General features: G+C 54.2%; 11 protein-coding genes and 1 pseudogene. 7 read left to right on the forward strand and 5 right to left on the reverse strand.

Going from position 1 to position 13182, the window contains the following annotated elements; translation table 11 throughout:
- Positions 1-82 precede the first annotated feature (82 nt).
- Together AB4O35_RS16635 and AB4O35_RS16640 are read left to right on the forward strand one after the other, a co-directional pair.
- Entirely contained in the window at positions 83-703 is a 621-nt protein-coding gene (locus tag AB4O35_RS16635) for a tyrosine-type recombinase/integrase (protein ID WP_015371100.1), read from the forward strand.
- Positions 704-882: 179 nt separating this feature from the next.
- Positions 883-1076: pseudogene (locus tag AB4O35_RS16640) on the forward strand (transposase); the annotation flags it as partial.
- A gap of 443 nt (positions 1077-1519) precedes the next feature.
- Here the strand turns inward: AB4O35_RS16640 and AB4O35_RS16645 are convergent.
- The 4 genes from AB4O35_RS16645 to AB4O35_RS16660 all read right to left on the reverse strand — a co-directional run bounded on the left by AB4O35_RS16645 (position 1520) and on the right by AB4O35_RS16660 (position 4081).
- The gene (locus AB4O35_RS16645) at positions 1520-1957 is read right to left on the reverse strand and encodes a hypothetical protein (protein WP_198140456.1); all 438 of its coding nucleotides are present in this window, start codon (positions 1955-1957) and stop codon (positions 1520-1522) included.
- A gap of 59 nt (positions 1958-2016) precedes the next feature.
- A complete protein-coding gene (locus AB4O35_RS16650) occupies positions 2017-2814 on the reverse strand; it encodes a sensor histidine kinase (protein ID WP_460149119.1) in 798 nt (265 codons plus the stop codon).
- Positions 2811-3269 carry a hypothetical protein gene (locus tag AB4O35_RS16655; protein ID WP_460069304.1) on the reverse strand — a complete coding sequence of 153 codons (459 nt, stop codon included), beginning with the start codon at positions 3267-3269 and terminating at the stop codon, positions 2811-2813. Before AB4O35_RS16655 ends, AB4O35_RS16650 begins: the two co-directional genes overlap by 4 nt.
- A gap of 134 nt (positions 3270-3403) precedes the next feature.
- Positions 3404-4081, reverse strand: a complete 678-nt coding sequence (locus AB4O35_RS16660; RefSeq protein WP_017530590.1) for a response regulator — start codon at positions 4079-4081, stop codon at positions 3404-3406.
- A gap of 126 nt (positions 4082-4207) precedes the next feature.
- Between AB4O35_RS16660 and AB4O35_RS16665 the strand changes: the two genes are divergently transcribed.
- A protein-coding gene (locus AB4O35_RS16665; RefSeq protein ID WP_085986890.1) for an IS5 family transposase occupies positions 4208-5060 on the forward strand; the annotation gives its coding sequence in 2 pieces (ribosomal slippage) (positions 4208-4557 and positions 4556-5060; 855 coding nt in all).
- Positions 5061-5063: 3 nt separating this feature from the next.
- Here the strand turns inward: AB4O35_RS16665 and AB4O35_RS16670 are convergent.
- Positions 5064-5669 carry an RNA polymerase sigma factor gene (locus AB4O35_RS16670; protein ID WP_065881608.1) on the reverse strand — a complete coding sequence of 202 codons (606 nt, stop codon included), beginning with the start codon at positions 5667-5669 and terminating at the stop codon, positions 5064-5066.
- 464 nt (positions 5670-6133) lie between these two features.
- Between AB4O35_RS16670 and AB4O35_RS16675 the strand changes: the two genes are divergently transcribed.
- From AB4O35_RS16675 to AB4O35_RS16690, 4 genes are all read left to right on the forward strand, one after another.
- Positions 6134-7753, forward strand: coding sequence for a methyl-accepting chemotaxis protein (locus AB4O35_RS16675; RefSeq protein ID WP_058421615.1), 1620 nt, complete (start codon positions 6134-6136; stop codon positions 7751-7753).
- A gap of 366 nt (positions 7754-8119) precedes the next feature.
- Positions 8120-10579, forward strand: coding sequence for a PAS domain S-box protein (locus AB4O35_RS16680; protein ID WP_460149122.1), 2460 nt, complete (start codon positions 8120-8122; stop codon positions 10577-10579).
- Positions 10580-10586: 7 nt separating this feature from the next.
- A complete protein-coding gene (locus AB4O35_RS16685; protein ID WP_460149123.1) occupies positions 10587-12062 on the forward strand; it encodes a response regulator in 1476 nt (491 codons plus the stop codon).
- Positions 12055-13170, forward strand: coding sequence for an HD-GYP domain-containing protein (locus AB4O35_RS16690; RefSeq protein ID WP_065881606.1), 1116 nt, complete (start codon positions 12055-12057; stop codon positions 13168-13170). The genes AB4O35_RS16685 and AB4O35_RS16690 overlap by 8 nt, the downstream gene beginning before the upstream one ends.
- The last annotated feature ends 12 nt before the right edge of the window (positions 13171-13182 follow it).

Below are 13182 nucleotides of genomic sequence, written 5' to 3' on the forward strand. Positions count from 1 at the left end.
GTAGTGAACGGCAGCTTCTGGCCGGTTAGCGACCGTCGCTCTGATTAGCCATCCTTGTCTTTCCACACGTGGAGGACTTGTCATGAACATCATCGCTACCTGCGGCCGTCAGCCCTGGAACAAAGGAAAACTAGTCGGGCAGAAAGCCCCACTCCGACTGAGAGATATCTGGGCCATCCGAGTAAGGCTTCAAATTGCGAAAAGAACCCGGGATCTGGCTCTCTTCGATCTGGCCATCGACAGTAAGCTTCGAGCCTGCGACTTAACCAAGCTCCGCGTGCGTGATGTCGCCCATGGCGAGCACGTATCATCACGAGCCATGGTGATGCAGCAGAAAACGCAGCGACCAGTGCAGTTTGAGATCACTGAGCAAACACGGTCAGCTCTCGTGGCCTGGATACATCAGGCACAACTTCGCAGCGAGGACTGCCTTTTTCCTAGCCGGCTACATACCTCAGACCATCTATCCACTCGTCAATACGCTCGTATCGTCAAAGGCTGGGTGAAAGCCGTAGGCCTTGATCCAGCCATGTATGGCACTCACACAATGAGACGTACGAAGGCATCACTAATCTATCGCAGAACGAAGAACCTACGGGCGGTTCAGTTGCTGCTCGGCCATACGAAGCTGGAGAGCACTGTTCGATATCTGGGTATTGAGGTCGATGACGCCCTGGAGATGGCGGAACAGACTGAGGTTTGATCATGCATAGCGACGGTCGAAGTCAGGCCGTCGCTAACCGGCCAAAAGCGGTCATCAGGTGTCTACAGAAACAGGGGCTATTCAATCAGCCATCCAGACCGTTGGAAAAATCCTCCTAGGGTTTGTCTGAAAAGTCGCTTTGGCTAAGATGACGTGCTCTGGTTGCTGGGAGGGCCGTTATGGCAGGCCGATATGAAATCTCATCTGCACGTTGGGCGATGATCGAATCCATCGTTCCCCTCCTCAACGCATGGGACGCCCAAGGCGCGATGACCGTCAGATGCTTAACGGTATCTTCTGGATATTGTGCTCGGGCGCCAAATGGCGGGATCTTCCAGAGCGCTTTGGGCCTTGGAAGACTGTTTGTGACCGCTGATGACGGATTGCCGCTGTTGCGGACGGGACGCTTACCCGGTCAGCTCGCGAATTACCCAGAGCCAATGATCGTTTACGTCACAACAGCCCGGGTCAGCTAAATATCAGCAACTGGATCAATCTCGCTCCAGCGCCAACAATGGTCTTTCAGCATGGCCACGCCTACCGACACTTGGCCAATCGGTCACCATTATTCAGAGCATATTGCGATCAAGCTTTACGGCTCCGTCCGATACCCTGAAGCATTCAAACACCCAACTATAGAATGCTACCTACATTTAGGCCCACTACTCCTAAGCGACAAGTCGGCTCCTCGCTGCATCGACTCTATGCAGGCGACTGGCAAACGGCTCATTGCATATGTCGCCGTTGACCTATAAAAGCAGATTGAACGATTATGCGGGATTTTTCCAATAGTACTTGGAGTACTCACGGCATGAACTAGAGTTCGTTAGCGCAATTTATATCGCCGTCAGCCCAGCGCTTGATATCACTTATCTTCGGCGATCTAGCACCGACACTCAAGATGCTCTTTGTTGTGTACAACCTGACCTGTGCTTTGTTCGCATCATGTCTTTCTATTTCAATTAGGGCGTTGTTAATCAACAGTCCTTCCGAAAGGAGCTTTTGATTGATCTCACCTTCACTGCGCTCATCACTAAACTCGCTTAATACGATGACCGGTTTTCCTGTATATGTCTCATGTTCCAGGCATTGTCTTGCCATTAGTCTTAAGTTTCGATAAGTATCGGAGGGCGTCTTCTCGCTAGTGAAGCTGCCGTCATAAGATGAATGACTACTTTTTAATTCGCTGACGGTTATAGCGCACCCGCTGATTGAGATAGAAAAGAATAGTATAGGCAAGGATAAATATTTCAATTTCAACTCCATTGTTCTGGTATGGGCCCTCCGCCGGGCAGGCATCAAATCATGCTTTTTCAGTCGGAATTGTGTTTTGGAAAATCAACAGTCGCCAGGAGTCCACCCTCTGCAGATGTACTTAGCCATACGTTGCTGTTGTGTTGCAGTGCAACCGCTTTGACTATTGCGAGCCCCAGTCCGCTGCCGCTTTGCATTTGATTGGGTTCGCGAAAAAACCTATCGAAGACTCGCGCCCTTAATTCAAATGGAATGCCAGGGCCTGCATCTGAGACACGTAGCTGAGTAGATTTATCAAGTGATCGCACATCTACCTCAACGCGTCCGCCCTCAGGGCTGTACTTCACGGCATTTTCAATTAAGTTATCAATCAGCGACATAAGGCGTTCCCTGATGCCATTGATCCAGCTTTCACCATCAGAGTAGAATTCAAGTTCAATCCTACGCTCAGCCGCTAGGGGGGCCAGCGCAGCCATTTGCTCTTGTATGAGGGTCGTCAGCGGCACAGCCTCCATAACAGTGTCGATGCTTGCTTCGCTATGCATCAGCAGCAATAACTGATTGACGAGACGCGCAGCACGGCTATTGCTGCGAATAATCCCTGCAAGCAGCTCCTGTTGATTAGTGCTGCTTACATAGGACTGCAAAGCCTCAACATTGATTCGCATTGCAGCCAGGGGAGTACGCAGCTCATGAGCGGCATCTGCAATGAAAACCCGTTCCCTCTCAGAACTTGCTCGCACTCTGGCAAGAAATAGATTAGTCGCGTCCACCATTTGGCGAAGCTCTATCTGCTTTGGTCCTTCTTTTAAGGGGGAGAGATCTTCTAAAGTTCGCAAAGAAATACCATTTATCACCTTGCTCCAAGGGCGCATTGCAATACGGACTGATAGCCATGCGGGAAAAAAAGAAAAGGAATGCACACCAGCAGCGGCAATATGTAGTATCCACGAGAGTTCAGGTATATGAAGAAGTTCCAGCCTCCGGCAGGGGTAATAAGTGTTACCTCCGCGTCGGAGTTCCCTGATTTGAGAGTACGGCTATTCCAGCTGCGCCCCTCACTCTGAATGCTCTGAATTTCTCCATACCTGCTATTTGTTACTCCTGTCGGAGCACCATCAGATGAATAAATTATCTTTCTATTCTTACGAACAATGAGGCTGATTGACAGTTTGGGATCTTCACCTCCGCCATAACCTTCCTGCAATGCTTCGCTGAACTTTTCCAGCACAGTAGTGAGGTCCTGCGGGCGATCATCCATGCGCTTAACTAATGTAAGAATGGTTTCGTAAGTATTGCTACCCGTGAGCATAGAGGGGCTTCGCAAGTTCTCCCACAAGATGTAGGTCAGAAAAAGACACCAAAGCAGTGTAAGTAGTAGCATCTGGGCGAGTATAATTCGTCTTACAAGCGTTGGAGTTTTCAAGTTGAGCCAAAAATTTCGCATCAACCAATCCCTTTCTGAATTGTAGCGGTATCAATGACATACCCCACACCCCGCACCGTTCGCACATAGCCTTCGCCAATTTTGCGACGCAAATTTCCCATATGCACATCCAGCGGATTACTCATATTTTCTTTCGCGCCGAATAGCCTTTCCTCCAGAAAACGTCGTGTAAGCACGCGGTCAGCGCGCATCATTAAAATTTCAAGCAGGGCGTATTCACTTGCCGTTAAATCAACATTACGTCCACTAACTGTCACGCGACGAGTCGGCATATGAAGAAATAATCCTCGAATTTCTATCACCTCATTTTGAAAACCGTAACTGCGTCGGGCCAGTGCTCTCACCCTAGCCAACAACTCGGCGAGAACAAATGGTTTTACCAGATAGTCGTCTGCACCCGCATCGAGCCCACACAGGCGATCTTGCAGAGTGCCTCTTGCAGTCAGGATGATGACGGGGATCCCCCTGAACTGCTGACGTAAGCATGCTACCAGGCTCATGCCGTCACCGTCGGGCAGTCCGAGGTCGAGTAGCACAAGTTCTGGTACGCAGACATCGAGCTGATGCAACGCATCTACTTTTCGGCGAACCCATATGACATCTAACCCTTGATCTGCAAGTGCGATACGAACGCCATTGCCGAGATCCAGGTCGTCTTCGATTAGGAGAATTTTCACAATAGTTACGTTATCAAAAGTGAATGAAGAACGTCTGAAGAAAAAATATATTAGGAAATCTATTAGGATTTGTCTGAAAAGTCTCTTTGACTAAAATGATGCCCTCTGATTGCCAAGAGGGCCGTCATGACAGGCCGCTATGAAATTTCATCTGAGCGTTGGGCGATGATCGAAGCCATCGTTTCTCCTCCTCAACACATGGGGCGGCCAAGGCGCGATGACCGCCAGATGCTTAACGGAATCTTCTGGATTTTGTGCTCTGGTGCCAAATGGCGAGATCTTCCAGAGCGCTTTGGGCCTTGGAAGACCGTTTACCAGCGTTTCCGACAATGGCGTGACAACGGCACTTTTGAGCAGGTTCTGCGCCATTTACACCTTCGTTTGTGCGAAGATGGCTTTATCGATCTGAATACCTGGATGGTCGATTCGACATCGATTCGAGCTACCCGAGCGGCCAGCGGTGCTGGAAAAAAGGGGCCCGCAAGAACCGCAACACCACTGCCTAGGCCGTAGCCGAGGCGGATTGACCACCAAAATACATCTCGCCTGCGACAGCCATGGCTTCCCCCTGGCTGTCATGTTGTCGCCCGGTCAAGAAGCCGACTCGCGCTATTTCATGCCGCTACTGGAACAGATCAGCCTGCCAGGCAGCAAGGGTCGTCCGCGTAAGCGTTGCCGATGTGTACTGGCGGACAAGGGCTATGACAGCCAGATACTGCGTCAGTACTGTGACCGCTACGGCATGCAGCCGATCATTCCCTTGCGCAAGATGCATCGCAAGCCTCGACCAGGCCTGCCTCGACTGTTCGACAGGCCACAATATAAAAAGCGCAACGTGATCGAACGGCTGTTCAGTTGGCTCAAAGAAAAACGTCGGCTCTGTACGCGATACGAAAAACTGGCGAGCAGCTTCAAAGCCATGGTTACACTGGCCTGTATCGAGAAATGCTTGCGGGCTGACTTTTCAGACAAACCCTAATGCTCACATATCAAGAGCGGACTGGTACTTCGCTATTGCAGAAAAAACCTTTAAACGAGCTCGGTGCAATAGCACTCTTACGTTAGTCAGCGATATCCCAAGAAGCGTAGAAATTTCGTTTAGATCCAACCCAGAGCGCTCCCTCAATATCAATACGCTTCTCTGCAATTCCGGTAGAGTCTCGAGAGCAATGTTGATGCGAGCATATAGCTCGGATTCGCTCAGAAGTGCTTCAGGGCTATCTTCATGCGATATCACGGAAGGAGTGTAGGAATAATCACCTACGACTAAAACGCCTCCTCCCTCAATCCACGAGGTACATGGAATACAATTCGACTCACTTCGCCGAGCTTTATATCGGCACTTCGCCGTATTGGACGTGACGGCCATCATCCAGGTTCTTAAGCTAGATCGTCTCTGAAATTTGCCTATGCCTTTCACAATCGCAAGCCATGCCTCTTGCACTACGTCATCTGCATGGTGCCGCCCCACGATTCCATAAGCTATGGCCTTCATGGCTCCCTGATGCGTGCACACCAAATCACGATATGCGTCTTGTTCTCCGCGCAATAGGCGGTCCAAAAAATGAGCGTCATCCTTGGCGTTCATGGCAGTACCTAACTGTGGTCGTATCATGATCGTAGCTGTCCTTGGCAGAGATGACGGTTCGGATCATGAAATGCCTAACCACTCATCGCACTGCATCGCTTGATAATCTCGGATACTCATCGCACTCGAGCCCTCAAGAGCACATACGGATCAACCCATTCACTAGATGCACAGCGAAGATAATTAAATGTGGAAGGAGTGAAGCGCCGCTACTTTTCAAGACGCATGCGGCTGGCAGCTTCTGGCCGATCTCTGCCTAAGTCCACCGTCAGCTTTGGGTCGTGTAGCGACGGTATCCCTCCCGCCGCCAGCATAGGTAGAAACCGGCCAAAAGCAGCTGCTCATAGGTGTCTAGGAAACTAGGGACCATTCACTTCACCTTTCGACGACTTGCTTCAAGTTTTCAGCTTTGGGTCGATAGCCTTTTGAGCATCTCAACAATCATTGGAAAGCAGGAACGTCGTATGCGCGTCAGAAACCTCAATTTAGCTCCACGAGCTGCCCTGTTTTTCGCTTCAATCATAGTTCTTGTTTTTGTACTCGGCGTATTCGCAGTCCTGCAAATGGGCAAGCTTAGGGATGCCGAAAAAGACGTTGAGCTCAATTGGATGGCCAGTATCCGACAAACGGCTTTGATGGACAAAGCGACACTTCGCCTGAGGCTCGAAACCCAGCGAGCCATTGCCGATCCTCAGTCCATTCAAAAGAACATTGAAAGCTTCGCCGGCTATCGCAAGGCTTTCACCGATGCGGTGGCAAACTATGATCCTCTGATAGCGAGTGATAAAGAGCGCTCGTTTTACACACCGGTAAAAAACAGCGCCGATGCATATTCCAAACAACTAGATATTCTCGAACCTTTGATGAGGCAAGGTGAGATCGCCACAGCGGTCAATCTGGTGAGTACAGGCATTCGCCCGCTCACGAATACAATGGAGCAGCAAATTAAAGACTTGACCAACTTTAACAACGAAGGCGCAGCGCAGGCAGGGCAAACCGCGACCGATCTCTATAGCCATGGTTTTTGGCTTGTTATCGGACTTATAACGGGCGTGGTCATTTTGACGGCAGGGTTGGCTTTTGTGCTCACGAAAAGTATTACCTCTCCGATTAACGATGCCCTGTCTGTGGCAGAGCGTATCGCGGCTAGTGATCTCTCCAAGGAGATATTGGTCAGTGGTACTGATGAGGCTGGGAGACTGTTGAAAGCTCTGGCGCAGATGCAGGCAAACCTGCGTGCCACAATTATGCAGATATCCGATTCTTCCACCCAGTTGGCCTCAGCTTCGGAGGAGATGACAGTGGTTACTGAAGAGTCAAGCCGGGGCCTTGTTTCCCAGAACGATGAAGTCAATCAGGCTGCAACAGCGGTCACAGAAATGAGTGCGGCAGTTGATGAGGTCGCTCGCAACGCGGAGTCAGCTTCCGAAGAGTCAAAGCGTACCCAGGGTTACACTGAGGTAGGTTTGGCGCGGGTGGCTCAGACGTTAAAGTCAATTCAAAAGCTGAACGGTAACGTCGAAAACACAAGCCAACAGATTCAAGGGTTGTCAGATCGTGCCCAAAGCATCACTAAAGTTGTCGAGGTGATTCGGGCAATTGCAGAGCAAACCAACCTGTTGGCGTTAAACGCCGCTATCGAGGCCGCGCGAGCTGGCGAGCAAGGTCGTGGATTTGCAGTGGTCGCTGATGAAGTAAGGGCATTAGCCCACCGCACCCAAGTGTCGACTCAGGAAATTGAGCAGATGATTGCTGCTATTCAGAGTGATTCTGACCTAGCCGTGAAGGCGATGAATACAAGCAGAGACCTGGCCACCGAATCTCTTGGTGTTGCCCAAGAGGCCAGTACCTCACTGGATCAAATATCAACGGGCATTATTCAAATTAACGAACGCAACCTAATGATCGCGACAGCCTCTGAAGAGCAATCTCACGTCGCTAGGGAAGTTGATCGAAACCTGGTCAGCATTCGTGAACTTGCAACACAGAGTGCTGCTGGAGCCGCCCAAACAGCGAGTGCGTGTGGTGAGATGTCAAAGCTAGCGGTGAACCTGAATCAGTTAGTTAACCGATTTGTTGTGTGACAAAGGCTTTTTGGGGGCGCTGATGGCTAGCTTCAGACTAGCCACTCAATGACCGCCTAATTGATGCAATCGTCGCAACACCAGGCAGTTCCTATAAACCGAACTTCCGCTTTTGGCCGACTACTGCACTTTGTAACGGGCAGCCATCGGCCATTTCCGGACATTGGAGAAACTCAGGTGTGCGAGTATTAAGTAAGCGTCCGGAAACTCACTCTCCGAACGGTGAGTAGCAGTGGGAAGTTGCTAGCTGGCCCAGTTTTTGTTGCTGGCGCTTGCTGCAGCGTATGCCTACACTCCAAAAACCTATAATACCAGTGCAGAACGGCGGACAAGCTCGTGCAAGGGCGTTCACAAGGATATGTGGAGTTGGATAGTGAGCAATTACCTACCAGCAGGAGCATTTTTAAAACAGAGCCGCGCTTGGGAGCGTTGCTTGCACTGGTAAGCTTGTTGGTGTTGGGCATGCCATGCGTGGAAGCACGTACGCTGTCCCAGATTCGGGAAAGCGGCGTCCTGCGCATATGCGTGGCTGGCTCAAGCGCTTCTTTCTACCGGACTAACGCGGAGGCGTTCGCGCGGTCACTCGGTTTACGCCCACAGGTAACGGAACTGCCGAGTTTCGATGCGCAGTTTCACGACGATCGGGGCGAGACCGTACGCGAGGCAAGCTACGACCCGAAGCTACTCGCCGAAGGCCGCTGTGATCTTTATCCAAATGACTTGCAGATCGTCCCTTGGCGCGAAACGAAGATGTTGCTCGTGCCCTATTACCGGGTACGCAACCTGGTCATCGCCCATCGCTCCAACCAGTCCCTTGGCAACGAGGTGTCTGATCTGCTCGGTCTGACGGCGGCAGTGCAGAAGGGTACGGGCTACGAGCAGTGGATCGATGAAGCCAACCGCGGTCCTCTATCCAGTCAGCCGGTCAGAATCGTCTATGCGCCAACCGAGCAGGCGGTGAAACTGGTAGCCGATGCGAAGGTGGACTTCACGGTGTTGGGTAGTGAAAGCGCGCTGCGCTGGGCTCGTGAAGATCCCGAACGTCTCTCCATTGCGTTTCCGGTCAGCGAAGCGACCAGCGTTGGGTGGGGTGTTGCGCGCAACGCGCCGGATCTCGCACGAGCGCTGGAGCAGTTCTTCCAGTCCAGCAATCGCATTGATTCGCCGCTCGATGCGAGCTGGCGGCGGTACTATCGCGTATCGCTCATGGAATACCGGCTGTTCGAGGAGTCCCTCAACGAGGACGGCCTCGATATTAAAACCGTAATGAGCTGGGCGATACCGAGCTTGGTCGCGGTCCTGCTGTTGCTCGGCGCCATGCTGGCCTGGAACCGACGCCTCAACCGGGAAGTAGACGAGCGCAAGCGCGTTGCCGCAGAGCTAGCCGAGCGCGAGGCTTTCACCCGCGTGCTCATGGATACCAGCCCCGCCAGCCTGGTCCTGGCAGATCGGAACGGAGCTGTCAGGGAAGTAAGCCAACGCTTTTCGCAGGCGACCGGTTATGTCAGCGAGGACCTGCTCGGGCGCAACGCCACGAGCCTGTATTTCGACCCTGAGGAGCGCGAACGCTTCCTCGAACTGCTGACACGAAACGGCAAGGTCGAAAACTTCGAGACCCGCCTGCGGCACAAAAATGGATCAATTCTCTGGGTTCTGGTCGGTGCATCATTCGTGACAATCCACGGTGAGACCCTGGTCGCCAGTTGGGTGCGCGATGTCACGGATCATCATGCGGCAGCAGTGGCGCTTAGCGAAGAACGCGCGCGGCTGCAGGCAATCCTCGATACGAGTCCAATCAACATAGCCTTTTCTACCCAGGGCGTGATCCGCTTCGCCAACCCCCGCTTCTGTGAAACGTTCGGCGTAGGCGTCGGTGACGCTGCTTCGCAGATTTACGCGAATGGGCATGATCGCGAAGCCATCGTCGAACGCCTCACGGACGACGGCATCGCAAAGGACCAGGAAGTACCGATGCGTGACCGGCAGGGACGCGAACGCACCATGCTTGTCACCCACCTGCCAATCCAGATCCAGGGGGAGCAAGGGCTGCTCGGCTGGCTGCAGGACATCACCGAGCGTAAGGCAGCAGAGCACGCGCAGCAGCGGGCGAAGGAGATTGCTGAAGAGGCGACGCGGGCAAAAAGCGACTTCCTTGCAAACATGAGTCACGAAATCCGCACGCCCATGAACGCGATCATCGGCATGTCTTACCTTGCGCTGAAGACTTCTCTGGACCAGCGGCAGCGCGATTATGTCTCGAAGATCCACAACGCGGGCACTTCGCTGCTTGGCATCATCAACGACATCCTCGACTTCTCCAAGATCGAGGCCGGCAAGCTTAGCGTCGAGGCAGTGCCATTTGAGATAGACGCAGTGCTCGACAACGTGTCCTCGCTGATTGCGCAAAAGGCCTACGACAGGGGCATTGAGCTGCTGTTCGACCGGGCGTCGGACGTTCCCGATACGCTGCTTGGAGATCCGCTGCGTCTGGGCCAGGTCATCCTGAACCTGGTAGGCAACGCAGTGAAATTTACCGAACAGGGGCAGGTGACGGTCGTGGTTCGCAACCTGGGCCGCACCGGCGACAAAGTTCAACTGCAGGTTCGTGTCCGCGATACCGGTATCGGCATGACTCCCGAGCAAACCGGGCGACTCTTTGAGGCCTTTGCCCAAGCCGATAGCTCCACAACGCGACAATTCGGCGGTACCGGCCTGGGCCTTGCCATCTCGAAGCGCATCGTCGAGCTGATGGGCGGAACGATCGCGGTTGACTCCAGAACCGGGCAACGGCAGCACTTTCTCTTTCAGCGTCTGGCTTGGTCTTGACCAGCACATGCGTACGCAGCGCCAGATTGTCCCTGCGGAGCTCGCCGGAGCGCGCGTCCTGGTCGTCGATGACAATGCCGACGCGCGCCAGATCCTTTCCGACATGCTTCGCGTAGCGGGGCTTTCGCCGGTCGCGGTGGCGTCAGGCGAGGCTGCTCTGGAGAGCCTTCGCGGTGCTTCGGCCGACCACCCATTCCTGGCGCTATTGGTGGATTGGCAAATGCCAGAGATGGATGGCATCGAGACGACGCGCCGGGCGCTTGGCCTGCAGCCTGCACTGTACGCCGTCATGGTCAGTGCATTTGGGCATGACGAAATGCACGCCGCTGCGCAAGCGGCCGGCATTCGCGCGTTCCTGGTCAAGCCGGTCAACCAGTCCTCGCTGGTAGAGGTACTGGTCAACTTATTCGCGCCGCAAACGGGCGTGGTGGCGCTAACCGTACCCATTGCGCAGGCGAAGGTGCTCGCCGGAGTGCGCCTGCTCGTCGCGGAGGACAACGAAATCAACCAACAGATTGCCAGGGAGCTTCTCGAGGCTGCCGGTGCCCTGGTGGAAGTTGCCGGCAACGGCTGCGAGGCGCTGTCGATGTTGGCTGCAGCGCAATACGACGCGGTGCTGATGGACGTACAGATGCCGCAGATGGATGGTCTCGAGACGACCCGGCGTATTCGCGTCGGGCCTCACTGCGCACAGATCCCGGTGATTGCTATGACCGCACATGCCAGGGTCGAGGACCGGGAGCGCTGCATCGAGGCGGGCATGGTCGACCATGTGACCAAGCCCGTGGATCCGCAAGCACTCATCGCCACGGTTCTGCGCTGGGTCGTACCTCGGTCGGCGGCAGTGGAGCCGTCCAGCGCCGCATCGGGCGAGGAGCGCCTACCGGACATTCCAGGGCTAGATAGCGCCGACGGACTGAGGCGAGTGGCGGGCAATCGCCAGCTATACATCAAGCTGCTGGGTCAATTTGCCGACCGCAGGGCTATGGAAGGGCAAGCGCTGGGGAACGCGCTACGCGCGGGTGATCGGGCGACGGCCGAGCGAATGGCCCACACCGTGAAAGGCGTTGCAGGCAACCTCGGTTTCAGCGGCCTGCAAGCCATGGCCGGTAAGCTGGAAACCGCGATCAGGGCACACGCTGAGTCGGACGCATTGGTGAATGAATTGATCGAGGCGCTCTCGCTGGCCGTGCATGCAATCCGTCAAGCGCTGGGTAGCGGCCAGGCAGCACCGGCGGTGGTATCGAGCTTCGACTGGGCACAGCATGCCATAGCGCTCATCCACCTGCTGGAGGCCAATGACGGAGCAGCGCCGGATTATATGGAACAGTATGCGGATTCGTTGCGCGGAGCACTCGGCCAGGACAGTTTCGAGCAGTTGATGAATGAGGTGAACAACTTTGACTTCGAGGCCGCACGGCTAACCCTCAAACGTGCATCGACGAACCGCGATACCCCGTGCTGGAGGGAGCATCATGAGTGAAACGCTAAACTACTCACTTCGCCCGATCATCCTCATTGTCGATGATACACCGGAGAACATTACGCTGATCAATGGCCTGCTGAAGGACATCTACCGCACGCGGGTTGCCATCAGCGGTGAGCGCGCGCTGAAGGCAGCGGTGCAGGAGCCTCGCCCGGATCTGATTCTGCTCGACATCATGATGCCTGATCTGTCGGGGTATGAGGTGGCAGAGCAGCTCAAGCGCGATCCGCGCACCGCTCATATTCCGATAATCTTCATCACCGCCATGGCAACAATGGAAGACGAGATCCTGGGTTTGCAGATGGGCGCCGTGGACTACATCACCAAGCCGATCAACCCACCCATCGTGCTGGCACGGGTGGAAACCCAATTGAAGATCAAGGCGGCCGCCGACTTTTTGCGTGATCAGAAGGCTTACCTTGAGCAGGAAGTCCAGCGCCGCACCGCCGAGGTCATCGCCATCCAGGATGTGACCATTCAGGCCATGACCTCGCTGGCCGAAACCCGCGACAATGAGACGGGTAACCACATTCGACGAACTCAGCACTACGTCAGACTACTGGCCGAGATGCTTCGCGAACATCCGAGGTTCCAGCAGTTTCTCAATGACGAAAGTATCCGCCTGCTGTTTAAGTCAGCTCCGTTGCATGACATCGGCAAGATCGGCATCCCCGATGACATACTGCTCAAGCCGGGGCGCCTCACGCCGGAAGAGTTCGAGACGATGAAGACCCATACGGTACTGGGACGCGATGCAATCCGGCATGCCGAAGAGCAGTTGGGCACCTCGGTGGGATTTCTGCGCCTGGCCAAGGAGATCGCCTACAGCCACCACGAGAAGTGGGATGGTACCGGTTATCCCGATGGGCTGAGTGCCGATGACATCCCCATCAGCGCCAGGCTCATGGCATTGGCGGATGTCTATGACGCGCTGATTAGCCGACGCGTATACAAGAAAGGCATGTCACACGATCAGGCGCTGGAGATAATCCGCCAGGGATGTGCTACGCATTTCGATCCAGATATTTGCGAGGTTTTCCTGGCCAACCATGAGCAATTCCAGGCTATCGCGGTGCGTTTTGCTGATAGCGGTCAGGATGGCTAATGAACGCGTCGC

Source organism: Pseudomonas sp. H1_A03 (assembly GCF_054685145.1).

Excerpts from the sequence above, each read along its gene's own strand:
- AB4O35_RS16655 (WP_460069304.1), bottom strand. The coding sequence starts at position 3,269 with ATGCTCACGGGTAGCAATACTTACGAAACCATTCTTACATTAGTTAAG.
- AB4O35_RS16675 (WP_058421615.1), top strand. The coding sequence starts at position 6,134 with ATGCGCGTCAGAAACCTCAATTTAGCTCCACGAGCTGCCCTGTTTTTC.
- AB4O35_RS16690 (WP_065881606.1), top strand. The coding sequence starts at position 12,055 with ATGAGTGAAACGCTAAACTACTCACTTCGCCCGATCATCCTCATTGTC.
- AB4O35_RS16635 (WP_015371100.1), top strand. The coding sequence starts at position 83 with ATGAACATCATCGCTACCTGCGGCCGTCAGCCCTGGAACAAAGGAAAA.
- AB4O35_RS16670 (WP_065881608.1), bottom strand. The coding sequence starts at position 5,669 with ATGAACGCCAAGGATGACGCTCATTTTTTGGACCGCCTATTGCGCGGA.
- AB4O35_RS16685 (WP_460149123.1), top strand. The coding sequence starts at position 10,587 with ATGCGTACGCAGCGCCAGATTGTCCCTGCGGAGCTCGCCGGAGCGCGC.